Origin of the sequence: Pseudomonas silensiensis, assembly GCF_050434865.1 — a bacterium.
GTDB classification, from domain to species: domain Bacteria; phylum Pseudomonadota; class Gammaproteobacteria; order Pseudomonadales; family Pseudomonadaceae; genus Aquipseudomonas; species Aquipseudomonas fluorescens_W.
Map to the genome: position 1 here is coordinate 24,556 of NZ_JBNDJH010000037.1, position 24,211 is coordinate 48,766.

23 protein-coding genes are annotated in these 24,211 nt (G+C 57.7%); 14 read left to right on the forward strand and 9 right to left on the reverse strand.

The window, feature by feature from the left end; genetic code table 11:
- Positions 1-66 precede the first annotated feature (66 nt).
- Positions 67-879 (forward strand): tRNA cyclic N6-threonylcarbamoyladenosine(37) synthase TcdA, encoded by an 813-nt coding sequence (gene tcdA / locus QF010_RS32295; RefSeq protein WP_197281731.1) that lies wholly within the window; start codon positions 67-69, stop codon positions 877-879.
- Between the two features lie 93 nt (positions 880-972).
- Here the strand turns inward: tcdA and QF010_RS32300 are convergent, their stop codons facing one another.
- The 9 genes from QF010_RS32300 to map form a co-directional block, all read right to left on the reverse strand.
- Positions 973-1,377: a SufE family protein gene (locus QF010_RS32300; protein WP_429534701.1), complete on the reverse strand. Its 405-nt coding sequence runs from the start codon at positions 1,375-1,377 to the stop codon at positions 973-975.
- Positions 1,374-2,579: an aminotransferase class V-fold PLP-dependent enzyme gene (locus tag QF010_RS32305; RefSeq protein WP_429534702.1), complete on the reverse strand. Its 1,206-nt coding sequence runs from the start codon at positions 2,577-2,579 to the stop codon at positions 1,374-1,376. The genes QF010_RS32300 and QF010_RS32305 overlap by 4 nt, the downstream gene beginning before the upstream one ends.
- Positions 2,580-2,700: 121 nt before the next feature.
- Positions 2,701-3,735, reverse strand: coding sequence for a 2,3,4,5-tetrahydropyridine-2,6-dicarboxylate N-succinyltransferase (dapD, locus tag QF010_RS32310; RefSeq protein WP_429534703.1), 1,035 nt, complete (start codon positions 3,733-3,735; stop codon positions 2,701-2,703).
- 33 nt (positions 3,736-3,768) lie between these two features.
- On the reverse strand, positions 3,769-4,077 hold the full coding sequence (locus tag QF010_RS32315) for an arsenate reductase (RefSeq protein WP_231670529.1): 309 nt from the start codon (positions 4,075-4,077) through the stop codon (positions 3,769-3,771).
- Positions 4,078-4,454: 377 nt separating this feature from the next.
- The gene (locus tag QF010_RS32320; RefSeq protein WP_033056448.1) at positions 4,455-5,201 is read right to left on the reverse strand and encodes a M12 family metallopeptidase; all 747 of its coding nucleotides are present in this window, start codon (positions 5,199-5,201) and stop codon (positions 4,455-4,457) included.
- Positions 5,202-5,307: 106 nt separating this feature from the next.
- Positions 5,308-6,039 (reverse strand): M12 family metallopeptidase, encoded by a 732-nt coding sequence (locus QF010_RS32325; protein ID WP_429534704.1) that lies wholly within the window; start codon positions 6,037-6,039, stop codon positions 5,308-5,310.
- A 161-nt stretch (positions 6,040-6,200) separates the two neighbouring features.
- Entirely contained in the window at positions 6,201-7,400 is a 1,200-nt protein-coding gene (gene dapC / locus QF010_RS32330) for a succinyldiaminopimelate transaminase (protein WP_429534705.1), read from the reverse strand.
- 43 nt (positions 7,401-7,443) lie between these two features.
- Positions 7,444-10,146, reverse strand: coding sequence for a [protein-PII] uridylyltransferase (locus QF010_RS32335; RefSeq protein ID WP_429534706.1), 2,703 nt, complete (start codon positions 10,144-10,146; stop codon positions 7,444-7,446).
- A gap of 45 nt (positions 10,147-10,191) precedes the next feature.
- Positions 10,192-10,974 (reverse strand): type I methionyl aminopeptidase, encoded by a 783-nt coding sequence (map, locus tag QF010_RS32340; protein WP_008146676.1) that lies wholly within the window; start codon positions 10,972-10,974, stop codon positions 10,192-10,194.
- Positions 10,975-11,347: 373 nt separating this feature from the next.
- On the opposite strand from map, the gene rpsB reads away from it, so the two are divergent.
- From rpsB to lpxA, 13 genes are all read left to right on the forward strand, one after another.
- Entirely contained in the window at positions 11,348-12,085 is a 738-nt protein-coding gene (gene rpsB, locus QF010_RS32345) for a 30S ribosomal protein S2 (protein ID WP_003219330.1), read from the forward strand.
- 192 nt (positions 12,086-12,277) lie between these two features.
- Positions 12,278-13,141 carry a translation elongation factor Ts gene (gene tsf / locus QF010_RS32350; protein ID WP_033056302.1) on the forward strand — a complete coding sequence of 288 codons (864 nt, stop codon included), beginning with the start codon at positions 12,278-12,280 and terminating at the stop codon, positions 13,139-13,141.
- 209 nt (positions 13,142-13,350) lie between these two features.
- Positions 13,351-14,094, forward strand: a complete 744-nt coding sequence (pyrH, locus tag QF010_RS32355) for a UMP kinase (RefSeq protein WP_003172271.1) — start codon at positions 13,351-13,353, stop codon at positions 14,092-14,094.
- A complete protein-coding gene (gene frr / locus QF010_RS32360) occupies positions 14,091-14,648 on the forward strand; it encodes a ribosome recycling factor (protein ID WP_033056300.1) in 558 nt (185 codons plus the stop codon). The genes pyrH and frr overlap by 4 nt, the downstream gene beginning before the upstream one ends.
- A gap of 13 nt (positions 14,649-14,661) precedes the next feature.
- Complete coding sequence (gene uppS, locus QF010_RS32365) at positions 14,662-15,417, forward strand: polyprenyl diphosphate synthase (protein ID WP_033056297.1); 756 nt, start codon at positions 14,662-14,664, stop codon at positions 15,415-15,417.
- Positions 15,417-16,223 carry a phosphatidate cytidylyltransferase gene (locus QF010_RS32370; RefSeq protein ID WP_033056296.1) on the forward strand — a complete coding sequence of 269 codons (807 nt, stop codon included), beginning with the start codon at positions 15,417-15,419 and terminating at the stop codon, positions 16,221-16,223. Before uppS ends, QF010_RS32370 begins: the two co-directional genes overlap by 1 nt.
- Complete coding sequence (gene ispC, locus QF010_RS32375) at positions 16,220-17,410, forward strand: 1-deoxy-D-xylulose-5-phosphate reductoisomerase (RefSeq protein ID WP_033056294.1); 1,191 nt, start codon at positions 16,220-16,222, stop codon at positions 17,408-17,410. Before QF010_RS32370 ends, ispC begins: the two co-directional genes overlap by 4 nt.
- A gap of 53 nt (positions 17,411-17,463) precedes the next feature.
- Complete coding sequence (gene rseP / locus QF010_RS32380; RefSeq protein WP_033056293.1) at positions 17,464-18,816, forward strand: sigma E protease regulator RseP; 1,353 nt, start codon at positions 17,464-17,466, stop codon at positions 18,814-18,816.
- Positions 18,817-18,890: 74 nt separating this feature from the next.
- Complete coding sequence (gene bamA, locus QF010_RS32385; RefSeq protein WP_033056292.1) at positions 18,891-21,281, forward strand: outer membrane protein assembly factor BamA; 2,391 nt, start codon at positions 18,891-18,893, stop codon at positions 21,279-21,281.
- A gap of 45 nt (positions 21,282-21,326) precedes the next feature.
- Positions 21,327-21,830 (forward strand): OmpH/Skp family outer membrane protein, encoded by a 504-nt coding sequence (locus QF010_RS32390; protein ID WP_010462812.1) that lies wholly within the window; start codon positions 21,327-21,329, stop codon positions 21,828-21,830.
- A gap of 2 nt (positions 21,831-21,832) precedes the next feature.
- Positions 21,833-22,888 carry a UDP-3-O-(3-hydroxymyristoyl)glucosamine N-acyltransferase gene (gene lpxD / locus QF010_RS32395; RefSeq protein WP_033056290.1) on the forward strand — a complete coding sequence of 352 codons (1,056 nt, stop codon included), beginning with the start codon at positions 21,833-21,835 and terminating at the stop codon, positions 22,886-22,888.
- A 107-nt stretch (positions 22,889-22,995) separates the two neighbouring features.
- Positions 22,996-23,436, forward strand: coding sequence for a 3-hydroxyacyl-ACP dehydratase FabZ (gene fabZ, locus QF010_RS32400; RefSeq protein ID WP_008154051.1), 441 nt, complete (start codon positions 22,996-22,998; stop codon positions 23,434-23,436).
- Positions 23,433-24,209: an acyl-ACP--UDP-N-acetylglucosamine O-acyltransferase gene (lpxA, locus tag QF010_RS32405; RefSeq protein WP_033056289.1), complete on the forward strand. Its 777-nt coding sequence runs from the start codon at positions 23,433-23,435 to the stop codon at positions 24,207-24,209. The genes fabZ and lpxA overlap by 4 nt, the downstream gene beginning before the upstream one ends.
- Positions 24,210-24,211: the final 2 nt, after the last annotated feature.

Genomic DNA, 24,211 nt, shown 5'->3' on the forward strand with positions numbered 1-24,211 from the left:
ATAGCCCAAAGATGCTCTTGGCCGCTGACGGCCCTATAATGCGCGCCGGTTTTTGGGGTAATGGTCATGAGTACAGAAGATCCGCGGTTTGCAGGCATCGCCCGTTTGTATGGCATCGAAGGGCTTGAGCGCTTGCGCGCGGCCCACGTGGCGATCGTCGGCGTGGGTGGCGTCGGTTCCTGGGCGGCGGAAGCTGTCGCCCGTTGCGGCGTTGGCGAGATTTCGCTGTTTGACCTCGACGACGTCTGCGTCAGCAACGCCAACCGTCAGTTGCACGCGCTGGACAGCACCGTCGGCAAACCCAAGGTCGAGGTGATGGCCGAGCGCCTGCGCGGGATCAACCCGGACTGCACCGTGCACGCCGTGGCGGATTTCGTCACCCGCGAGACCATGGCCGAATACATCACGCCGAATATCGACTGCGTCGTTGATTGCATCGACAGCGTGAATGCCAAGGCGGCGCTGATTGCCTGGTGCAAGCGTCGCAAGATTCAGATCATCACCACCGGCGGTGCAGGCGGGCAAATTGATCCGACGCTGATCCAGGTCTGCGACTTGAACCGGACCTTCAATGATCCGTTGGCCTCGAAAGTGCGCTCGACCTTGCGCCGCGATTACAACTTCTCACGCACCGTGACCCGCCATTACAGCGTGCCGTGCGTGTTTTCCACCGAACAACTGCGCTACCCGAAACCGGATGGCAGCATTTGCTTGCAGAAGAGTTTTGTCGGCGATGGTGTGAAGCTCGACTGCGCCGGAGGGTTTGGTGCGGTGATGATGGTGACGGCGACGTTTGGCATGGTCGCGGCGACCAAGGCTGTGGATAAGATTGTTGCCGGGGTGCGGCGCCCCGCGGATCGCATCAAGCCTGAGGCTTGAAACACCCTCCCTGTAGGAGCGAGGCTTGCCCGCGAAGGCGTTTTATCCGACACACCGCTTTCGCGGGCAAGCCTCGCTCCTACAGGTGTAGGTTTAGTTGGCCAACTCACGCATCCGCTGTAACACCGCATTCAAGCCATTGCTACGGGACTGGGACAACTGGCGACCCAGGCCCAACTGATTAAACCAATCCGGCAAATCCACTTGCTGCAACTCAACCGCCGACAACCCGTTAACCCGCGCCAGCAGCAACGCCACCAACCCGCGAATCAATCGTGCATCGCTGCTGGCACTGAATTGCCAGTGCCCGTCCTGCAACGTGCCGACCAACCACACCTGGCTTTCACAGCCATGCACGCGGTTGGCGTCACTCTTATCCACATCACTCAACGCGGGCAGACGGTCGCCCCATTGCATCAACAGCCGCGCGCGTTGTTCCCAGCCGGCAGCATTCTGAAAAGTCTCCAGCGCCGTAGCCGCATCGGCAGGCAAGCTCATCGCAACAACTCCAGCGCCTGATCCAGCGCTTCAAAGAACCGCTCCAGGTCTTCGGAATCGTTGTACAGCGCCATTGACACCCGGATCGCCCCAGCCAGCTCAAAACGCTTGAGCAACGGCATGGCGCAGTGATGGCCGGCGCGCACCGCGATCCCCTGTTCAGTGAGCAAATGCGCCAAATCAGAGTTATGCACACCCTCGACGACAAAACTGGCCAGCGCCAGTTGCGGCTTGCCCAGCAACCGAATGCCGTTGCGCGCTTCAAGTCCTTTGAGCAAATAGTCATGCAGCGCCGCTTCATGGGCGCAAACCGCGTCCTGATCAAGCCCGGCCAGATAATCCAGCGTCGCGCCCAAACCAATCACACCGGCAATCGGCGGCGTACCCGCCTCGAAACCCAGCGGCGCCGGGCGGAACCGTGCGCTGTGGTAATCCGCATCCAGCACCATTTCGCCGCCGAATTGCCAATGGCGCAGTTGCTCAAGCGCTTCGTTGCGACCGAACAGCACGCCCAGACCCTCGGGGCCGTAAAGCTTGTGGCTGGAAAACACATAAAAGTCGCAACCCAGCGCCTGCACGTCGTGCCGACCGTGGACCACCCCTTGGGCGCCATCGATTACGGTCAGCGCGTTATGCACCTTGGCCATCGTCAAGAGGGCGGGTAATGGCTGCCAGGCGCCGAGTACGTTGGACAACTGGCTGACTGCCAGCAAACGGGTTCGCGGACCGATCATCTGCGCGGCAGCATCAAGGTCAATCAAACCGTCGGCGTCCAGTGGCAGGATCACCAGCTTCAGGTCGCGGCGGTGGGCCAGTTGCTGCCACGGCAACAGATTGGCGTGATGCTCCAGGGCGCTGATGACAATTTCATCGCCCGGATTGAAAAGATGTTCCAGGCCGTAAGCCAGGAGGTTCAACGCAGACGTTGCGCCATGGGTAAAGATGATCTGCCCGCACTCGCCGGCATTGAGCCAGTGGGCGACTTTGCTGCGGCTGGACTCGAACGCCTGGGTGGCGTGGGCGCCGGGCAGGTGTTGCGCCCGATGCACGTTGGCCGCGCCGTTGGCGTAGTAATGCGCCAGGGCATCCAGCAGGGCTTGAGGTTTTTGCGTGGTGGCGGCGTTGTCCAGATAGGTCTGGTCTTGCCGTTGCAATGCGGCGATGGCCGGAAAATCGGCGCGCCAGGGAGAAGGAATCATCATGCTGTCGGGCCCTGGTGGGTTTACGCCGGACCTTGTAGGAGCGAGCCTGCTCGCGAAGGCGTCCGCGAGGTCGCCAAAAGCTTCGCGAGCAGGCTCGCTCCTACAGGTGATCATGCACTGCTTAGTTGTGAGCGTGCAGCGCTTCGTTCAGTTCGATCGCCGATTTGTGGGTTTTGCATTCCACGGCACCGGTCTCCGAATTGCGGCGGAACAGCAGGTCAGGTTGACCGGCCAGTTCACGCGCCTTCACGACTTTGACCAGTTTGTTGTTTTCGTCCAGCAGCGCCACTTTGGTACCCGCGGTTACGTACAGGCCCGACTCAACGGTGTTGCGATCGCCCAACGGAATGCCGATACCGGCGTTCGCGCCGATCAGGCAGCCTTCGCCGACCTTGATCACGATGTTGCCGCCGCCCGACAGGGTGCCCATGGTCGAGCAACCGCCGCCCAGGTCCGAACCCTTGCCGACGAATACGCCAGCGGAAACGCGGCCTTCGATCATGCCAGGGCCTTCGGTGCCGGCGTTGAAGTTGACGAAACCTTCGTGCATCACGGTGGTGCCTTCGCCGACGTAAGCGCCCAGACGAATACGTGCCGCGTCAGCGATGCGCACGCCGGCCGGAACCACGTAGTCGGTCATTTTCGGGAATTTGTCCACCGAGAACACTTCCAGCAGCTCGCCACGCAGACGGGCTTCCAGTTGATGCTCGGCCAGTTCGGCGAGGTCGATCGCGCCCTGGCTGGTCCATGCCACGTTTGGCAGCAACGGGAACACACCCGCCAGGTTCAGGCCGTGCGGCTTGACCAGACGATGGGACAGAAGGTGCAGCTTGAGGTAGGCCTCAGGGGTGGAGGTCAACTGAGCGTCTTCGGCCAGAATGGTCGCGACCAGCGGCTTGTGACTCTCGGCCAGACGGGTCAGCAAGGCAGCCTGGGCAGCGTCGACGCTTTTCAGGGTTTCAGCCAGTTGGGAGGCCTGAGCGGTAGTGAACGCGATGGCCTGGTTGCCTTCGGTGTAGCCCAGAATTGGCGCGATTGCAGCGACCAGTTCGGCCGAAGGGTTGAGCAGTGGCTGTGCGTAAAACACTTCCAGCCATGCACCTTGACGGTTTTGAGTGCCGACACCAAAGGCCAGGCTGAACGGGGTAGTGGACATGTTGATACCTCTAACAAAATGGAACGGGCTGCCTTACTTGAGCGCTGCCGCGTAGATATCTGGCTTGAAGCCAATCAGGGTTCGGTCACCGAGATCAAGCACCGGGCGCTTGATCATCGAGGGTTGTGCGAGCATCAGTTCGATGGCTTTCGGCTGGTCGAGATCGGCTTTGCGTTCGTCGTCGAGCTTGCGAAAGGTCGTGCCAGCACGGTTCAACACCACTTGCCAGCCGTGCTCGTCGCACCATTGGTTCAGGTGTTCACGGTCGATGCCGACCGTCTTGTAATCATGAAAGTCATAGCTGACAGCGTGTTCATCGAGCCAGGTGCGCGCCTTTTTCATGGTGTCGCAGGCTTTGATGCCGAAAAGGTGCAACGTTTTGCTTGAAACGGTCAAGGAATTGCCCCCTTTAGCAGGTGCTGAAAATAAAAGGTGACGGATTATGCCATGACCGGACGGTTTCGCGTCGGTCGTGCTCGGGTTTGTCCGTGGGTCGTGGCGATCAGCCATTGTATGCGACATGGGTGAAACGGCTTGCCCGCAGTCTAAACGACTAATATGGCACTTCAATGCTGTCGATTGTCTTGGCAACCGCGCTTTATGTGGGGCGTTGCGGGCGCAGCGCCTGGAGTTGTATAGCCTCCTCAGCCGTCATCACCAGAGGGGTGATGACGTATTGCGAGAAGTGCCGGATGAGCTAGCCTGTGCGTTCGCTGGACTCAGTCAGCTTCGTCCGGTCGAAATTTTGGGTAGGCTTTACGCATGACTCGCCTGTCCAGCATGCTGATTTTGGTGTTGATACCCACTTCCCAATCCCCTGTTGTCAGTTCGTTCGGGACTGCGTAGTGCATGATCGAATCCTTGTCATAGCGACCCCATAGATGGTCGCTGCCTCCAAGGGGCATCAGGACGTTAAAATCTGTGTCTGCCTCGGTCCACCCATAGTGGGTTCTATAAAACTCGTAAACCTTTGGTTTGTCCCAGGGAATGTTCGCTTTTGGATGCTGCTGCTCGTGCTGCAGACCCAACGCGTGACCGAACTCATGCAGTACGGTTATTTCGAATTCTGGATGGTCGAATTCAATATTCAAATTCAGCGTCGGTACATGTTGTTCGTACAACAACGCATCAGTGCCTACTGCGGAGTTGTTTGCCGCGCTGGATGTTGAAATCCTGATCTCGCTTTCGCCTTGGTCAATAAATTCGAACTGCAAGTTCACAGAGGGTTGCCATTGCTTGATCATCGCTTCGATGGCAAGCCTTTTCGGTTGAGTTGGAGTATCCACGAACGCGATTCTTAACGTCCGGCCATTAGCCCAGAATTTACTCCAGGTACCAATGGCACGCTTGGAACGTCGGCCCGTGGAAGAGCGTTGTGCGTTGTCGGGGTTTTCCAGGATAGCGGCGTCGTAAGAGGCGAGTTCATCAATTGGGCGGATCGTTTTACAGGGAGTACTCATGTTCATGATGGATGTGCTTATAGTGTACTTATAGTCGTTTGGATGGCGGCAGTGCTCGTCCGTTAACTTAAAGACGATGCCCCTGTTATTGATCATTGCAAAGAATAAAGTTTTAGCGCTTGGGATAGAGCAGTTTCATCAAGCGCTTGTCTTTTTTGCTGATCTTGCGGTTGATTGGAATTTCCCAGTCACCCAATGTCAGGGTATTCGCCACTGGATGGTGCATGATCGACTTTCTGTCGTACGGCGTATAAATCGCTTCGATTGTATCGAAGGGCTGAAACAGGTTCCTGTCGACTTGTTCTTTGGTCAGTGGATTCATTTCTCGGTTCTGGTAGAACGCATACACTTTTGGTTTATCCCAGGGGATATTGGCCTCAGGGTGTTGGTGTTCATGCATGGCGCCTAAGGCATGCCCAAACTCATGAGTCACGATCACATCGAAGTCTTCATGTTCGGGCTTGACCCCCAGGTTCATGGTTGGCCAGTCTGGATGAATCAATAGCGCGTCAGTGCCCAGCATTGAGCTGTTGTCATTGTTTTTGGTTGCGATTCGGATATCACCTTCAAGCCCCTCGACGAAATCGAAGGTCAGATTGATATGGGGCAACCATTGTTTGGCTGCATTGATGATCTTCTGTTTGCGTGCATTATCGGGGCCGTCGATAAACGCGATCTTGAGTGTGCGCCCGTTTGCCCACAGTTTTGAATAATTGATCAGAGAGCGTTTGCGACGAGTGCCGCCGCCCTTACTGGCATTCTCAGGGTTCTCGTTGATGGCGGCTTCGTAGGATTGTTGATCGTCGGGCCATTGGATAAGGGTGCAGTCTTCAATGCTGTTCATTGGCTACTTCTTCCATGAAGTAAGGTTATGTGAATGCGCACACTAATGTGCTGCATGAGAGTAAGGGGAACTCTGCAGTGTGGTGAGCTTTAATTGTGGACGAAATGTAACTGGCTATATAAGAGTGCCCGCACTGCGTTGCACAGTGCGGGCAGGAGTGCTTATTTGTTGCGGATAATAAATTCGCGAATTCTCTTGGCCGCTTCTACACATTCGGCCAGCGGCGCGACCAGTGCCATGCGCACGCGTCCGGCGCCCGGATTGGAGCCATCAACTTCACGAGACAGATAAGAACCCGGCACCACGGTCACGTGTTCTTCCACAAACAGATCACGGCAGAACGCCTCATCGTCGCCTTCAACGTTTGGCCACAGGTAGAAACCGCCATCTGGACGCTGCACGTCCATCACCGGACCAAGGATCTCCAGCACCGCATCGTATTTCTCGCGATACAGCGCACGGTTGGCACGTACATGCACTTCGTCATTCCACGCGGCAACACTGGCTAGTTGGGTCTGAACCGGCATCGCGCAGCCGTGGTAGGTGCGATACAGCAGGAAGCCCTTGAGGATGTCCGCATCACCGGCCACGAAGCCTGAACGCAGGCCAGGCAGGTTGGAACGCTTGGACAGACTGTGGAACACCACGCAGCGCTTGAAGTCCTTGCGGCCCAGTTCCACACAGGCGCTGAGCAGGCCGGCCGGCGGGGTTTGTTCGTCGAAGTACAGTTCGCTGTAGCACTCGTCGGCGGCGATCACGAAGTCGTATTCGTCGGCCAGGGCGATCAGCTTCTTCAGGGTTTCGACCGGGATCAGTGCGCCGGTCGGGTTGCCCGGCGAGCACAGGAACAGGATCTGGCAGCGTTTCCAGATGTCTGGGGAAACGGCGTCGAAGTCCGGGTTGAAGCCGTTTTCGTCCAGGCATGGCAGGTAATGCGGCTTGGCCCCGGCGAGGAACGCTGCGCCTTCATAGATCTGATAGAACGGATTCGGGCTGACTACCAGTGCATCGTCGCCACGGTTGACTACGGTCTGGGTGAAGGCGAACAGCGCTTCACGAGTGCCGTTGACCGGCAGCACATTGCGCGCCGGGTCGAGCCAGCCGTTCGGAACGCTGAAACGACGTTCGCACCACGCCGCGATGGCTTCACGCAGGGCCGGAATGCCGAGGGTGGTCGGGTACACGGCCATCTTATCCAGATTGCTTGCCAGGGCTTCGGCGACAAAGCTCGGCGAACGGTGTTTCGGCTCGCCGATGGACAGCGCAATGGCGCGCTTTTCCGGGTTTGGCGTGACGCTGCCGAGCAGAGCGCGGAGCTTCTCGAACGGGTAGGGCTGCAACTGGTTCAGAGCGTTGTTCATCGGTACGGGGTCTCGTTCAAAGCGGCTGAATCCTGACGCGCAATCAGATACTGATGCGCGACAGTTTGATATCGGGTTCGTTACTGACAGTCAGCTGTTCGACGATTGCATCCTGCAAGCGGCTGCACAGCAAGGGGTCGGACAACGGCTGGTTGTTCGCGTCGGTGATGAAGAACACGTCTTCCACGCGCTCGCCGAGGGTGGCGATCTTGGCGTTCTGTAGCGACAAGTCGAACTCCAGGAAGATCGTGCCGATGCGTGCCAGCAGGCCCGGGCGGTCGGGCGCGCTGAGTTCCAGCACGGTCACCGGACGCTGGGCGTCGTTGTGGATCGTTACCTGTGGCGCAAACGCGAAATGCTTGAGCTGGCGCGGTACCCGCCGCTGAATGATGGTCGGGTAGTCGTCCGGGTTGCGCAGGGCCTCGGTCAGGCCTTCGCGAATCTGTTTGACCCGCGCCGGGTTATCGCCGATCGAGTCGCCGTCGGTGTCGAGCACGATGTAGGTGTCGAGCGTGAACTGGCTGCTGGAGGTGATGACCCGGGCGTCGTGAATGTTCAGGTTGAGCTGGTCCATTGCCGCCACGGTCACAGCGAAAAAGTCGTGCTGATCCGGCGCATAGATAAAGATCTGCGTGCCGCCTTCGAACTCTCGCTGGGTGGTTTCCTTGATCAGCACCAGCGGCCCGCCGTCGGCCGGTTGCTGAAGGATCGCGTCGCTGTGCCAGGCCACGTCACCGGCGGTGTGGCGCAGGAAATAGTCATCGCCCAATTGCGACCACAATTGCTCGACGTCGTCCGGGTCGGTACCGCCGCGTACCAGAATGTCCAGTGCTGCGCTCTGGGTCTGGCGGATCTGCTCTTCGCGATCGACCGGGTTTTCCAGGCCGCGACGCAAGGCACGCTTGGTCTCGGTGTAGAGCTGGCGCAACAGGCTGGCGCGCCAGGAATTCCACAGCGTCGGGTTGGTGGCGTTGATGTCGGCGACGGTCAACACGTACAGATAATCGAGGTGGGTTTCGTCGCCGACGATCTGCGCGAAATCGTGGATAACCTGCGGGTCGGACAAGTCCTTGCGCTGGGCGGTGGTCGACATCACCAAATGGTTCTGCACCAGCCAGACGATCAGGCGGCTGTCCCACACCGGCAACTGATGGCGCTGGCAAAAGGCTTCGGCATCCACGGCGCCGATTTCCGAGTGATCGCCATGCCGGCCCTTGCCGATATCGTGGTACAGGCCGGCCAGGTAGATCAGCTCGGGTTTGGGCAATTTACCCATGAGCTTGCTGGCCAGCGGGAATTTTTCCGACACCTGGGTGTACTGCAACTTACGCAGATGTTTGATCAGGTTCAGGGTGTGAGCATCGACCGTATAGATGTGAAACAGATCGTGCTGCATCTGCCCGACGATGAAGCCGAACTCCGGCAAGTAGCGCCCGAGGATGCCGTAACGGTTCATCCGTCGCAGGTTGCGGTGGATGCCGATTTTGCACTTGAACAGTTCGATGAACAGGCTGGTGTTGCGAATGTCGTTGCGGAAATCATCGTCGATCAAGTGACGGTGCTCGCGCAGCAGACGAATGGTGTCGGCGCGCACGCCCTTGATTTCAGGCTGCTGCGCCATCAGCACGAAGATCTCGAGCATGGCGAACGGTGTGCGGCGGAACACGTTGTCGTTGCGCGCTTCGATGTAGCCGTCGTGCAACTGGAATCGCGAGTTGATCGGCTGCGGCGTCGCTTGGTCTTCCGGCGCGAGGATGACTTCCTCGAAGTGCTGGATGATCAGGTCGCTGAGCTGGGCAATGCTCATGACCACGCGGTAATACTGCTGCATGAAGTTTTCGATGGCTTGCTTGGCGTCATCGCCTTTGAAGCCCAGCAGCCCGGCAATGGTGCGCTGGTGATCAAACAGCAAGCGGTCTTCGGAACGGCCGGCGAGCATGTGCAGGGCGTAACGAACTTTCCACAGGAATTCCTGGGAGGAGGCCAGCAGGGCGTTTTCGCTTTCGACCAGGAAACCTTCACCGGCCAGGGCCCGCAGGTTCAGGGTGCCGTATTCACGACGGGCCACCCACAGAATCGTCTGAATATCCCTTAGGCCGCCGGGCGAGCCTTTGACGTTGGGTTCCAGGTTGTATTCGGTGTCGTTGTACTTGTGGTGACGGGCTTTCTGCTCGGCGCGTTTGGCCAGGAAGAAGTCCTTGCTCGGCCACATGTGCGCGGTGCTGGTGACGTCCAGCATGCGCTGGCGCAAGCGCTCGGGGCCGCAGATGGTGCGGCTTTCCATCAGGTTGGTGACGACCGTCAAGTCGGCGCGGGCCTCAACGGCGCATTCGTCCACCGAACGCACGCTCTGGCCGACTTCCAGGCCGATGTCCCACAGCAGCGTCAGAAAACGCTCGATGGAGTCGCGGAAAACTTCGTGATCGGCGCTGTCCAGCAGGATCAGCAAATCGATGTCGGAATAAGGGTGCAACTCGCCGCGACCGTAGCCGCCGACCGCGACCAGCGCGATGTCGGCTTCTTCGCTCCAGTTGAATTGCTCCCAGGCCTTTTGCAGGATGTTATCGACGAACCAGGCGCGATCCTCGATCAACCGGCGAATGTCGCGGCCGCTGCGAAAGCGCTCGTCGAGCACCTCGCGGGCCTGGCGAATTGCCTTCTTGAAGGCCGCGATCGGGCTTGCCTTCAGGGCCAGTTCAGCCTGGAACTGGCCACGGTCGAAGAGTTCGGGATCCACCTGCGGCATCGATTGGCTTTCCTGTCTATAAGGCTGAGGAGCTGCGCGCCCGGATCAGGCCGAAACGCGCGGGATGGTGTCGTCGGCGCGCAGGGTGAAGATCTCGTAACCGGTTTCGGTTACCAGCAAGGTGTGTTCCCACTGTGCCGACAGCTTGCGGTCCTTGGTGATCGCGGTCCAGCCGTCGCCCAATACCTTGGTGTCGGCCTTGCCCTGGTTGATCATCGGCTCGATGGTGAACGTCATGCCGGCTTTCAGTTCCATGCCGGTGCCGGCGCGGCCGTAGTGCAGGATCTGCGGCTCTTCATGGAACACCTTGCCGATGCCGTGACCGCAGAATTCGCGAACCACGGAAAAACCGTTCTTTTCAGCGTGCTTCTGGATGACTTCACCGATGTCGCCGAGACGGCAGCCGGGTTTGACGATCTCGATCGCCTTGTACATGCATTCCTGAGTCACTTGCGACAGGCGCTCGGCCCAGACAGGCACGGTGCCGACGTGGAACATGCGGCTGGTGTCGCCGTGGTAGCCGTCCTTGATGACGGTGACGTCGATGTTCAGCGTGTCGCCATCCTTCAATGGCTTCTCGTTCGGAATGCCGTGGCAGACCACGTGGTTGATCGAGGTGCAGATCGACTTCGGGAAGCCCTTGTAGTTGAGCGGGGCAGGGATGGCTTTCTGCTCGTTGACGATGTAGTCGTGGCAGATGCGGTCCAGTTCTTCAGTGGTAATGCCCGGCTTGACATGTTCGGCAATCATTTCCAGCACATCGGCGGCCAGTTTGCCGGCGATGCGCATTTTTGCGATGTCCTCTGGGGTTTTGAGGGTGACGGTCATACAGGCTCTCTCTGCGCTCGATGGCGCCTTCTAAAACGGAATGGGCGTTGCGCGGTCGATCTTCGCGGCCCTGAAAAACGCGATTCTAACAGACGATCCGCGCAAATCTGAGCCTCTGTGCATCGCTTCTCCTTATAGAATGGCGCATTCTTGGAGGATTCCAAGGGCTGGAACCAAAGCGCGCCCCGGGATTTAACAATCCGGGTTCCGTTTTTTTCAGCCTTGTGATATAAAATGCGCCGCTTTCCGGGGATCCCCTGAAAAGCCTAAATCCACACACGTGTCGACACGATGACCTGGGTGCCTTCAGCTGATGCTGCTGGTTGGTCATTGGGATACGTGGAGGCCAAACCCGACTTATTAAGGAACTATCATGTCCCAAGTCAACATGCGCGATATGCTGAAGGCCGGTGTGCACTTCGGTCACCAGACCCGTTACTGGAACCCGAAAATGGGTAAGTACATTTTCGGCGCGCGTAACAAGATCCACATCATCAACCTTGAAAAAACCCTGCCAATGTTCAACGAAGCTCTGACTTTCGTAGAGCGTCTGGCCCAGGGCAAAAACAAGATTCTGTTCGTCGGCACCAAGCGTTCCGCTGGCAAGATCGTTGCTGAAGAAGCAGCACGTTGCGGTTCGCCGTACGTCGATCACCGCTGGTTGGGCGGCATGCTGACCAACTTCAAAACCATCCGTGCTTCCATCAAGCGTCTGCGTGACCTTGAAGTGCAAGCCGAAGACGGTACTTTCGCCAAGCTGACCAAGAAAGAAGCGCTGATGCGCACTCGCGATCTTGAGAAGCTCGATCGTTCCCTGGGTGGTATCAAGGACATGGGCGGTCTGCCAGACGCACTGTTCGTTATCGACGTTGATCACGAGCGCATCGCGATCACCGAAGCCAACAAGCTGGGCATCCCGGTTATCGGCGTAGTCGATACCAACAGCAGCCCGGAAGGCGTTGACTACATCATCCCAGGCAACGATGACGCAATCCGCGCTATCCAGCTGTACATGGGTTCGATGGCTGACGCTGTAATCCGCGGTCGCAACCACGTTGCTGGCGGCACCGAGCAGTTCGTTGAAGAAGCTCCGGTAGCAGCAGCTGAGTAATTGACGCCTTGGCGTTGACTCAGTAAGCAAAAAGGGGGCTTGGCCCCCTTTTTGCCACCTCGAAAACCGTTTGTCGGCAGCGCAGTTACAGCCTTTGTAACCTGCAGCAGCCAGCATGGGTGATTCGGGAAGAATTGATCGCCCGTTCGGTCGGGTGGAATGGTTGAAAACCTATCCAAGAGGAATTTTGAAATGGCAGAGATTACTGCAGCGTTGGTCAAAGAACTGCGCGAGCGTACTGGCGAAGGCATGATGGACTGCAAAAAGGCCTTGACCAAGGCTGGCGGCGACATCGAAAAAGCCATTGATGACATGCGTGCTTCGGGCGCCATCAAGGCTGCCAAGAAAGCTGGCAACGTTGCCGCTGAAGGCGCTATCGCTCTTAAAGAAGACGGTAAATCCGCCGTTCTGCTGGAAGTGAACTCGCAGACCGACTTCCTGGCTCTGCAGGACGACTTCAAGGCATTTGTCGCTTCCAGCGTTGAAAAAGCGTTCGCTGACAAACTGACTGACGTTGCTCCGCTGATCGCAGCTCAAGAAGCCGATCGCCTGGTTCTGGTCGGCAAGGTTGGCGAAAACGTCAACATCCGTCGCCTGGCTCGCGTTGAAGGTGATGTTGTTGGTGGTTACCTGCACGGCAACAAGATCGGTGTTGTGGTTGCCCTTAAAGGCGGCAGCGTTGAGCTGGCCAAAGACATCGCCATGCACGTAGCGGCGACCAACCCTGAATTCCTGCTGCCATCGGAAGTTTCCGCTGAAGCGGTAGAGCGTGAGAAAGGCGTGTTCCTGACCCTCAACGCTGACAAGATCGCTGGCAAGCCAGAAAACATTGTTGAAAACATGGTCAAAGGCCGTATCAGCAAGTTCCTGGCTGAAGCAAGCCTGGTTGAGCAGGCGTTCGTCAAGAACCCTGAAATCAAGGTTGGCGAACTGGCCAAGAAAGCCGGTGCAGAAATCGTTTCCTTCACCTACTTCAAAGTAGGCGATGGTATCGAGAAGCCGGTCGACAACTTCGCTGAAGAAGTTGCTGCCCAGCTGGCTGCCGCCAAGCAATAAGACGGTTTTTAACTGTCGCCCTGAAGAGGCTGCCCGCTCACGCGCGCAGCCTCTTTTCAGATGGGGCACCAATTTTTAATTGGTTTCCCTTTGGAACTGGCTTACAAAGCCATGTTCCGATGGCGCTGAAGCAGCGCCAAGTTAGAGTGAACGCCAGCTGTAAACAGCTCGCAAAGAATTTTTAAAATACGCCGCAGGAGAGATTCGCAATGGCTCAGCAGGGCAGTGGTTATCAGGCTCGCTATAAACGCATTCTACTCAAGCTTAGCGGCGAGGCCCTGATGGGCTCGGAAGAGTTCGGGATCGATCCGAAAGTTCTGGATCGCATGGCGCTGGAAGTCGGCCAACTGGTCGGCATCGGTGTTCAGGTCGGTCTGGTGATCGGCGGCGGCAACCTGTTCCGCGGTGCAGCGCTGAGCGCGGCCGGCATGGATCGGGTCACCGGCGACCACATGGGCATGCTGGCCACTGTGATGAACGCCTTGGCCATGCGCGATGCGCTGGAACGTGCCAATATCTCGGCCATCGTGATGTCGGCCATTTCCATGGTTGGCGTAACCGATCACTATGATCGCCGCAAAGCCATGCGCCACCTGAACGCCAAGGAAGTCGTGATTTTCGCGGCCGGTACCGGCAATCCGTTCTTCACCACGGATTCGGCAGCGTGCTTGCGTGCAATCGAAATCGATGCCGATGTCGTGCTCAAGGCGACCAAGGTCGATGGCGTCTACACCGCTGACCCATTCAAAGACCCGCATGCCGAGAAGTTCGATCATCTGACTTACGATGAAGTGCTGGATCGCAAGCTGGGCGTGATGGATCTGACTGCTATTTGCCTGTGCCGCGACCACAAGATGCCGTTGCGCGTATTTAACATGAACAAGCCCGGCGCCCTGCTGAATATCGTACATGGCGGCGCTGAAGGAACCCTGATCGAGGAAGGCCAACAATGATCAATGAAATCAAGAAAGACGCTAAAGAGCGTATGCAGAAATCCGTCGAATCGCTGATGCATAACTTCGGCCGTATTCGTACTGGCCAGGCGCACCCAAGCATTCTGGAAGGCGTGATGGTGCCGTATTACGGTTCTGACACCCCGATCAAACAGGTGGCGAACATCACCGTCAAAGACGCCCGTACCCTGCAAGTCGTTGCCTTTGAGCGCAACATGCTGGGTGCCGTCGACAAAGCCATCGGTAGCGCGGGTCTGAACCTCAACCCGACCAACCTGGGTGAATTGCTGCTGATCTCCATGCCGGCCCTGACCGAAGAAACCCGTAAGGGCTTCACCAAGCAGGCTCGCGATGTCGCAGAAGATGCCCGTGTTGCGGTGCGCAACATCCGTCGTGATGCGAACAGCCAGCTCAAGGATCTGGTCAAGGAAAAAGAAATCAGCGAAGACGAAGAGCGCCGCGCCACTGGCGAGATCGATGACCTGACCAAAAAGTTCGTGGCTGAAATCGACGCGAATCTGGCGCAGAAAGAAAAAGACCTGATGGCCGTATAAGGGTCACGTTTTCATGGAAAAGACCAAGCAGACTGCGCCGTCCGCGGTGCCGCGCCATGTCGCGATCATCATGGATGGTAATAATCGCTGGGCGAAAAAGCGCTTTATGCCGGGTGTCGCCGGTCATAAAGCGGGCGTGGATGCGGTTCGTGCGGTAATCGAAGTGTGTGCTGAGGCCGGGGTCGAAGTATTGACCCTGTTCGCCTTCTCCAGCGAGAACTGGCAGCGCCCGGCTGACGAAGTCAGCGCCTTGATGGATCTGTTCTTCAAGGCATTGCGTCGCGAGGCCAAGCGCCTGAACGAAAACAACATCAGTTTGCGCATCATTGGCGACCGTTCACGTTTTCATCCAGAGCTTCAGGCTGCCATGCGTGAAGCTGAGGCAATGACGGCGGGCACCAATCGCTTCGTTCTGCAGATCGCTGCCAACTATGGCGGACAGTGGGATATCGCGCAGGCCGCGCAGCGTCTGGCTCGGGAAGTTCAGGCCGGGCACCTGCGTCCGGAAGACATTACCCCGGAACTGTTGCAAACCTGTCTGGCTACCGGCGATTTGCCGTTGCCGGACTTGTGCATCCGTACCGGTGGCGAGCACCGCATCAGTAACTTCCTGCTGTGGCAACTGGCTTACGCCGAGTTGTACTTCTCCGACCTGTTCTGGCCGGACTTCAAACACGATGCCATGCGTACCGCGCTGGCCGATTTTGCTTCTCGGCAGCGCCGCTTCGGTAAAACGAGCGAGCAGGTCGAGGCTGGAGCCCGGGTTTAATGCTTAAACAACGAATCATCACTGCGCTGATCCTGCTGCCGATCGCCTTGTGCGGGTTTTTCCTGCTCGAAGGCACCGGTTTTGCGCTGTTCATCGGGCTGGTCGTGACCCTCGGTGCATGGGAGTGGGCTCGCCTGGCGGGCTTCACTGAGCAGCCGATTCGCGTTGGCTTTGCGGCTGTGGTCGCGTTGATGCTGTTTGTCATGCATATCGTGCCTGGGCTCGCGCCTTGGGTGTTGGGTGCTTCGGTGCTTTGGTGGGGTGTTGCAACCTATCTGGTGCTGACTTATCCGCGTTCCAGCGAACTCTGGTCCAGCGCTGCCTGCAAACTGGTGATCGGTCTGCTGATCCTGCTGCCCGCGTGGCAAGGCCTGGTTCAGATCAAGCAGGAGCTTTTGGGCAACTGGCTGATCATGGCGGTTATGGTGCTGGTCTGGGGTGCTGATATCGGTGCTTACTTCTCTGGCCGGGCCTTTGGCAAGCGCAAGCTGGCGCCACAGGTCAGTCCCGGCAAAAGCTGGGAGGGCGTCTACGGCGGCCTCGCGGTGAGTCTGGTCATTACTGTCATTGTCAGTCTGGTTCGAGACTGGACGGTGGCGCAGTTGTTCAAAGGTCTGATGGGTGCAGCCATCATCGTGTTCATCTCGGTGGTAGGTGATCTCACCGAAAGCATGTTCAAGCGTCAGTCCGGGATCAAGGACAGCAGTAACCTGCTGCCGGGGCACGGCGGCGTGCTGGACCGTATCGACAGCCTGACTGCAGCGATTCCAGTGTTTGCTGTACTGCTGTGGATGGCGGCACCGTGAGCCGCCCGCAGCAGATTACTGTCCTGGGAGCGACCGGTTCGATTGGTCTGAGCACGCTTGATGTCATCGCTCGCCATCCCGAGCGTTATCAGGTTTTCGCCTTGAGCGGTTTCACCCGTCTGAGCGAGCTGTTGGCGCTGTGTGTTCGCCATACGCCACGGTTCGCCGTGGTGCCTGAGGCGGGCGCTGCCCGAGGCTTGCAGGACGACTTGCGCGCCGCAGGCCTGACGACCCGCGTGCTGGTGGGGGAGGAGGGCCTGTGTCAGGTTGCTTCCGATCCTGAGGTCGATGCGGTCATGGCGGCCATCGTTGGTGCTGCGGGCTTGCGACCGACTCTGGCGGCGGTCGAAGCCAGCAAGAAAATCCTCCTGGCCAACAAAGAAGCACTGGTGATGTCCGGTGCGCTGTTCATGCAGGCGGTGCGCAAGAGTGGTTCGGTGCTGCTGCCGATCGACAGCGAGCACAACGCGATTTTCCAGTGCATGCCACAGGATTTCGCTCGTGGGCTGAGTGCCGTCGGGGTGCGTCGGATTTTACTCACGGCCTCTGGCGGTCCGTTCCGACAGACACCTATGGCTGAACTGGTGCATGTTTCTCCTGAGCAAGCGTGTGCCCATCCGAACTGGTCCATGGGGCGCAAGATTTCGGTGGATTCGGCCAGCATGATGAACAAGGGGCTGGAGTTAATCGAAGCCTGCTGGCTGTTTGATGCCAAGCCGTCCCAGGTCGAAGTGGTGATTCATCCTCAAAGCGTGATTCATTCGCTGGTCGATTACATCGACGGTTCGGTATTGGCCCAGTTAGGTAACCCAGACATGCGCACACCGATCGCCAACGCGCTGGCCTGGCCGGAGCGGATCGATTCGGGTGTTGCGCCGCTGGACCTGTTTGCAATTGCGCGGCTGGACTTCCAGGCGCCTGATGAAGAACGATTCCCGTGCCTGCGCCTTGCGCGTCAGGCAGCCGAATCCGGTAATAGTGCGCCGGCCATGCTTAATGCGGCGAATGAAGTGGCGGTCGCGGCCTTTCTCGACGGGCGGGTTCGCTACCCGGAAATCGCGAGTATCATCGAAGAAGTGTTGAATCTCGAGCCCGTGGTTGCGGTTGACGATCTCGAGGCAGTGTTCACGGCCGACGCGAAAGCGCGAGCACTGGCCGAACAATGGTTGAGTCGTCACGGGCGGTAAGTGCTGCAATACGTTGACCCATGCGGCACTGGACAGGATTGCGGAGAAAGTAGATGAGCGCGCTCTATATGATTGTCGGCACCCTGGTGGCTTTGGGTGTGCTGGTCACCTTCCACGAATTCGGCCATTTTTGGGTCGCACGTCGCTGTGGGGTCAAAGTGCTGCGTTTCTCCGTGGGCTTCGGTATGCCGTTGCTGCGCTGGCACGACAAGAAAGGCACTGAGTTCGTCGTCGCCGCGATCCCGCTGGGCGGTTACGTGAAAATGCTCGACGAGCGCGAAGGTGAAGTGCCCGCCGACCAGATTGATCAATCCTTCAATCGCAAATCCGTCCGCCAGCGCATCGCTATCGTATCGGCGGGTCCGATTGCCAACTTTTTACTGGCGATGATTTTTTTCTGGGTGCTCGCCATGCTCGGCAGCGAGCAAGTGCGCCCGGTCATTGGCGCAGTCGAATCCGGCAGTATCGCCGCCAAGGCTGGTTTGAGCGCGGGCCAGGAAATCATTGCCATCGATGGCGAGCCAACTACCGGCTGGGCCGCGGTGAACCTGCAGTTGGTCCGTCGTCTTGGGGAGAGCGGTTCCCTGCAGTTGCTGGTCCGTGACCAGGGTTCCACAGTGGATTCGCCCCGTGAGCTGATGCTGGATAAATGGCTCAAGGGTGCCGATGAGCCGGATCCGATTCGTTCGCTGGGTTTGCGCCCTTGGCGTCCGGCGCTGCCGCCGGTCCTGGCCGAACTTGATCCGAAAGGCCCGGCACAGGCTGCTGGCTTGAAGACCGGTGACCGACTGTTGGCGCTGGACGGCAAGTCGCTTGATGACTGGCAACAGGTGGTGGACACGGTCCGTATGCACCCTGATACCAAAATCATGCTGCGCGTCGAGCGCGATGGTGCTCAAATCGACGTCCCTGTGACGCTGGCCGCTCGCGGCGAGAAGAAGGCACCCAGTGGTTATCTGGGGGCTGGGGTGAAGGCCGTTGATTGGCCGCCAGAGATGATTCGCGAAGTGAGTTATGGTCCTGTGGCAGCGATTGGGGAGGGTGCTCGACGCACCTGGACCATGAGCGTACTGACCCTCGATTCGCTCAAGAAAATGTTGTTCGGTGAGCTCTCGGTAAAAAACTTGAGTGGACCGATAACCATTGCTAAAGTGGCGGGCGCTTCTGCCCAGTCGGGTGTCGCTGATTTCCTGAATTTCCTTGCTTATCTGAGTATTAGCTTGGGGGTTCTGAATTTGTTGCCCATTCCTGTACTGGATGGGGGGCATTTGTTGTTTTATCTGATCGAGTGGGCGCGTGGTCGCCCCTTGTCGGATCGGGTGCAGGGTTGGGGGATACAGATCGGTATCAGTTTGGTGATCGGGGTGATGTTGCTTGCTCTTGTCAATGATCTGGGTCGACTGTAACGCTTCGCTGAATTGCGAATCTGCCGCATTTTGCGGCAGTTTGTTTATTGCCAGTTGGAATAAGAAAGGACTTCATGAAACGTCTGCTGCTAACTGCGGTTCTCACCGTATTGATGATCGCCGAAGTTCACGCCGAGTCCTTCACTATCTCTGATATTCGCGTCAATGGCCTCCAGCGGGTCTCCGCGGGTAGCGTCTTTGGTGCTTTGCCGTTGAACGTCGGTGAACAGGCGGATGATCGTCGCCTGGTGGAATCCACTCGTGCGTTGTTCAAAACCGGTTTCTTTCAAGATATCCAGCTGGGCCGCGATGGCAACGTCCTGGTCATTACTGTAGTCGAGCGTCCGTCGGTCGCCAGTATCGAGATCGAGGGTAACAAAGCGATCTCCACTGAAGACCTGATGAAAGGCCTCAAACAATCCGGTCTGGCCGAAGGCGAGATTTTCCAGCGCGCCACCCTCGAAGGTGTGCGTAACGAGCTGCAGCGCCAATACGTCGCTCAGGGTCGCTACTCGGCTACCGTCGACACTGAAGTGGTGCCGCAGCCGCGTAACCGCGTTGCGTTGAAGGTCAATATCAACGAAGGCACCGTTGCTGCTATCCAGCACATCAACGTGGTGGGTAACACCGTCTTCCCTGAAGAAGACCTGACCGACCTGTTTGAACTCAAGACCACCAACTGGTTGTCGTTCTTCAAGAACGATGACAAGTATGCTCGTGAAAAACTTTCCGGTGACCTGGAGCGTCTGCGCTCCTACTACCTGGACCGTGGCTATATCAACATGGATATCGCTTCGACCCAGGTGTCCATCACCCCGGACAAGAAGCACGTCTATATCACCGTCAACGTCAATGAAGGCGAGAAGTACACCGTCCGTGACGTCAAGCTGAGCGGCGACCTGAAAGTCCCTGAAGACCAGGTCAAATCTCTGTTGCTGGTCCAGAAAGGCCAGGTGTTCTCGCGCAAGTTGATGACCACCACGTCCGAACTGATCACACGCCGTCTGGGTAACGAGGGTTACACCTTCGCCAACGTCAATGGCGTGCCTCAGCCTCACGATGAAGACCACACCGTCGACATCACGTTTGCCGTCGATCCGGGCAAGCGTGCTTACGTGAACCGCATCAACTTCCGTGGCAACACCAAGTCCGAAGACGAAGTGCTGCGTCGTGAAATGCGCCAGATGGAAGGCGGCTGGGCTTCGACTTACCTGATTGACCAATCCAAGACTCGTCTTGAGCGTCTGGGCTTCTTCAAGGAAGTCAACGTCGAAACACCGGCCGTGCCGGGCGTCGACGACCAGGTAGACGTTAACTACAGCGTTGAAGAACAGGCTTCCGGTTCGATTACCGCCAGCGTTGGTTTTGCCCAGAGCGCCGGTCTGATCCTCGGTGGTTCGATCACTCAGAACAACTTCCTGGGTACGGGTAACAAAGTCAGCATCGGTTTGACCCGCAGTCAATACCAGAGTCGCTATAACTTCGGTTACGTCGACCCGTACTGGACAGCTGATGGCGTGAGCCTGGGTTACAACGCGTTCTATCGCACCACTGACTACAAAGACCTCGACGTCGACGTAGCCAGCTATGCCGTGGACAGCCTGGGTGCGGGCGTGAGCGTCGGTTACCCGATCAGCGAGACTTCGCGTCTGACCTTCGGCTTGACCGCGCAACAAGACAAGATCAAGACCGGTCAATACACCGTTGACGAGATCTTCGACTTCGTTAACAAGGAAGGCGACAGCTATCTGAACTTCAAGGCTTCGGCCGGCTGGTCCGAATCCACACTGAACAAAGGTGTATTGGCGACCCGTGGTCATTCCCAAAGCCTGACACTGGAAACCACCACGCCTGGCAGCGACCTGTCGTTCTTCAAACTTGATTACCGTGGCCAGTTGTTCCAGCCATTGTCTGAAAACTACACCATGCGCCTGCACACTGAACTGGGCTATGGCGATGGTTATGGTTCTACCGATGGCTTGCCGTTCTATGAAAACTACTATGCTGGTGGTTTCAACTCGGTTCGTGGCTTCAAGGACAGCACCCTCGGTCCTCGCAGTACTCCAAGTCGTGGCGCTGCGGTGACGGGTAACACCGGCACGCTCGCCGACCCGGACCAGGATCCGCTGCCGTTCGGTGGTAACGTTTTGATCCAGGGTGGTGTCGAGGTTCTGTTCCCGCTGCCATTCGTCAAGGATCAGCGTTCCCTGCGTACTTCGGTATTCTGGGATGTGGGTAACGTATTCGACTCCAAGTGCGATAAAACGACGAACGCAAATGTCGGTTCAACCGCTCAAACAGAATGTAACGACATCAGCCTGAGCAACATGGCCAGCTCCGTCGGCGTCGGCGTGACCTGGGTTACCGCACTGGGTCCTCTGAGCTTCGCGTTGGCCATGCCGGTCAAGAAACCGGATAACGCTGAGACTCAAGTGTTCCAATTCTCCCTCGGCCAGACGTTCTAAGCGTCTGACCCAAGATAACGACAATGGATTTTGTAGGAGTGCATCGTGCGTAAGTTGACTCAATTGGTTCTCCTGGCGACCGTACTGGTTGCAGGTCCGGCTTTTGCCGACATGAAAATCGCCGTTCTGAACTATCAGATGGCGCTGCTGGAATCCGATGCGGCCAAGAAGTACGCCGTGGATGCCGAGAAGAAGTTCGGCCCACAGCTGAGCAAGCTCAAGACTCTGGAAAGCAGTGCCAAAGGTATCCAGGACCGTCTGATGGCTGGCGGCGACAAGATGCAGCAAGGCGAGCGTGAACGCCTGGAACTCGAGTTCAAGCAAAAGGCCCGTGACTTCCAGTTCCAGTCCAAGGAATTGAACGAAGCCAAAGCCGTTGCTGATCGTGAAATGCTGAAGCAGCTCAAGCCGAAACTGGACAGCGCTGTGGAAGAAGTCATCAAGAAAGGTGCTTTTGACCTGGTCTTCGAGCGTGGCGCAGTGATTGATGTCAAGCCTCAGTACGACATCACTCGCCAGGTTATCGAGCGCATGAATCAGCTGAAGTAACCATGACAGCGACTATAAAGCTCGGCCGATTGGCCGAGTTCCTCGGCGCCACACTGCGTGGCGACCCGGAGAAAGAAATTACTGGGCTAGCCACTTTGCAAGAGGCTGGCCCAGCTCAGTTGAGCTTTCTCGCAAACCCTCAATACCGTAAATACCTGGCGGACAGCCGGGCCGCAGCCCTGTTGCTGAAGGCCGCTGACGCTGAAGGTTTTGCCGGTAATGCGCTGGTCGTGCCTGATCCGTATCTGGCCTACGCGCGGATTTCCCATCTGTTCGATCCCAAGCCAAAGGCTGCTGTCGGTGTTCATCCGACAGCCGTTGTAGCAGCGGACGCGGTGGTCGATCCAGCGGCGAGCATTGGTGCTTTTGCGGTGATCGAAAGCTGCGCGCGTATTGCTGCGGGCGTGACCGTTGGCGCGCACTGCTTCATCGGTGCCCGCTGCGAGATTGGCGAGGGCGGCTGGCTGGCCCCGCGAGTCACGCTGTACCACGATGTTCGCATCGGTAAACGGGTGGTGATTCAATCGGGTGCCGTGCTCGGTGGCGAAGGTTTCGGTTTTGCCAACGAGAAAGGTGTCTGGCAGAAGATCGCTCAGATCGGTGGTGTCCTGGTCGGTGACGACGTGGAAATTGGCGTGAATACCGCTATCGATCGCGGTGCACTGGCCGATACCGTGCTGGGTAACGGGGTGAAACTCGACAACCAGATTCAGATCGCCCACAACGTCCAGATCGGTGATCACACCGCCATGGCCGCGTGCGTGGGGATCTCCGGCAGCACCAAAATCGGCAAGCATTGCATGCTCGCCGGTGGCGTAGGGCTGGTGGGGCATATCGAAATTTGCGACAACGTTTTTATCACCGGGATGACCATGGTGACCCATTCGATTACCGAAAAGGGTTCCTATTCTTCCGGTACAGCCATGCAACCGGCAGCCGAATGGCGCAAAAGCGCGGCCCGTATCCGTCAGCTCGATGACATCGCGCGGCGGTTGCGACAGCTGGAAAAGCGTGTAGGGGAAGTGACCCCTGACGGTAATGCTTCATCAGATGGCTGATACCATTTCCATATCAAGTGTGCACAGCCGCTAGACTGCCTCCTTGATTTGCTAGAGGGGTGCGCGTCAGTCGCGCCTCCCAATCTTTACATAGGCTTCCCCCCGAAATGATGGACATCAACGAGATTCGCGAATACCTGCCTCACCGTTACCCGTTCCTGCTGGTGGATCGGGTCGTGGATCTGGATGTGGAAGGCAAGCGCATTCGCGCCTACAAGAATGTCAGCATCAACGAACCCTTCTTCAATGGTCACTTCCCTGCGCATCCAATCATGCCAGGTGTATTGATCATCGAAGCGATGGCTCAGGCTGCCGGTATCCTTGGCTTCAAAATGCTCGACGTGAAGCCTGCCGACGGCACGCTCTACTACTTCGTCGGCTCCGACAAGCTGCGTTTTCGCCAGCCCGTCACTCCAGGCGATCAGTTGATCCTCGAAGCCCGCTTCATCAGCTGCAAGCGTCAGATCTGGAAGTTCGAGTGCCAGGCTTCGGTCGATGGCAAGCCAGTCTGCTCTGCTGAAATCATCTGCGCGGAACGCAAACTATGAGTTTGATTGACCCTCGCGCAATCATCGATCCGACGGCTATCCTGGCCGACGGCGTCGAGGTCGGCCCTTGGTCGATCATCGGTGCAGGTGTGGAAATCGGCGAGGGAACAGTGATCGGGCCGCATGTGATACTCAAAGGCCCGACCCGAATCGGAAAGCACAACCGCATCTACCAGTTTTCTTCGGTAGGCGAGGACACGCCCGATCTGAAATACAAGGGTGAAGAAACCCGTCTGGTCATTGGTGACCACAATGTTATCCGTGAAGGCGTGACGATTCACCGAGGGACCGTTCAGGACCGTTCTGAAACAACCCTGGGCGATCACAATCTGATCATGGCTTATGCCCACATCGGCCACGACAGCGTCATCGGCAACCACTGCATCCTGGTCAACAACACCGCGTTGGCGGGCCATGTGCACGTTGAAGACTGGGCAATCCTGTCCGGTTTTACCCTGGTTCACCAGTATTGCCATATCGGCGCCCACAGCTTTTCCGGTATGGGCACCGCCATCGGCAAGGACGTCCCGGCGTACGTCACGGTGTTCGGCAACCCGGCCGAAGCTCGCAGCATGAACTTCGAAGGCATGCGTCGTCGCGGTTTCAGCGAAGATGCGATCCACGCGCTGCGTCGTGCCTACAAGGTGGTTTATCGCCAGGGCCTTACGGTCGAACAAGCGCTCGCCGAACTGGCCGAGCCTTCGGATCAGTTCCCGGAAGTCGCGGTATTCCGTGACTCCATCCAGTCTTCGACCCGCGGCATCACTCGTTAATC

Excerpts from the sequence above, each read along its gene's own strand:
- tcdA (WP_197281731.1), top strand. The coding sequence starts at position 67 with ATGAGTACAGAAGATCCGCGGTTTGCAGGCATCGCCCGTTTGTATGGC.
- QF010_RS32300 (WP_429534701.1), bottom strand. The coding sequence starts at position 1,377 with ATGAGCTTGCCTGCCGATGCGGCTACGGCGCTGGAGACTTTTCAGAAT.
- QF010_RS32305 (WP_429534702.1), bottom strand. The coding sequence starts at position 2,579 with ATGATGATTCCTTCTCCCTGGCGCGCCGATTTTCCGGCCATCGCCGCA.
- dapD (WP_429534703.1), bottom strand. The coding sequence starts at position 3,735 with ATGTCCACTACCCCGTTCAGCCTGGCCTTTGGTGTCGGCACTCAAAAC.
- QF010_RS32315 (WP_231670529.1), bottom strand. The coding sequence starts at position 4,077 with ATGAAAAAGGCGCGCACCTGGCTCGATGAACACGCTGTCAGCTATGAC.
- QF010_RS32320 (WP_033056448.1), bottom strand. The coding sequence starts at position 5,201 with ATGAACATGAGTACTCCCTGTAAAACGATCCGCCCAATTGATGAACTC.
- QF010_RS32325 (WP_429534704.1), bottom strand. The coding sequence starts at position 6,039 with ATGAACAGCATTGAAGACTGCACCCTTATCCAATGGCCCGACGATCAA.
- dapC (WP_429534705.1), bottom strand. The coding sequence starts at position 7,400 with ATGAACAACGCTCTGAACCAGTTGCAGCCCTACCCGTTCGAGAAGCTC.
- QF010_RS32335 (WP_429534706.1), bottom strand. The coding sequence starts at position 10,146 with ATGCCGCAGGTGGATCCCGAACTCTTCGACCGTGGCCAGTTCCAGGCT.
- map (WP_008146676.1), bottom strand. The coding sequence starts at position 10,974 with ATGACCGTCACCCTCAAAACCCCAGAGGACATCGCAAAAATGCGCATC.
- rpsB (WP_003219330.1), top strand. The coding sequence starts at position 11,348 with ATGTCCCAAGTCAACATGCGCGATATGCTGAAGGCCGGTGTGCACTTC.
- tsf (WP_033056302.1), top strand. The coding sequence starts at position 12,278 with ATGGCAGAGATTACTGCAGCGTTGGTCAAAGAACTGCGCGAGCGTACT.
- pyrH (WP_003172271.1), top strand. The coding sequence starts at position 13,351 with ATGGCTCAGCAGGGCAGTGGTTATCAGGCTCGCTATAAACGCATTCTA.
- frr (WP_033056300.1), top strand. The coding sequence starts at position 14,091 with ATGATCAATGAAATCAAGAAAGACGCTAAAGAGCGTATGCAGAAATCC.
- uppS (WP_033056297.1), top strand. The coding sequence starts at position 14,662 with ATGGAAAAGACCAAGCAGACTGCGCCGTCCGCGGTGCCGCGCCATGTC.
- QF010_RS32370 (WP_033056296.1), top strand. The coding sequence starts at position 15,417 with ATGCTTAAACAACGAATCATCACTGCGCTGATCCTGCTGCCGATCGCC.
- rseP (WP_033056293.1), top strand. The coding sequence starts at position 17,464 with ATGAGCGCGCTCTATATGATTGTCGGCACCCTGGTGGCTTTGGGTGTG.
- bamA (WP_033056292.1), top strand. The coding sequence starts at position 18,891 with ATGAAACGTCTGCTGCTAACTGCGGTTCTCACCGTATTGATGATCGCC.
- lpxD (WP_033056290.1), top strand. The coding sequence starts at position 21,833 with ATGACAGCGACTATAAAGCTCGGCCGATTGGCCGAGTTCCTCGGCGCC.
- fabZ (WP_008154051.1), top strand. The coding sequence starts at position 22,996 with ATGATGGACATCAACGAGATTCGCGAATACCTGCCTCACCGTTACCCG.
- lpxA (WP_033056289.1), top strand. The coding sequence starts at position 23,433 with ATGAGTTTGATTGACCCTCGCGCAATCATCGATCCGACGGCTATCCTG.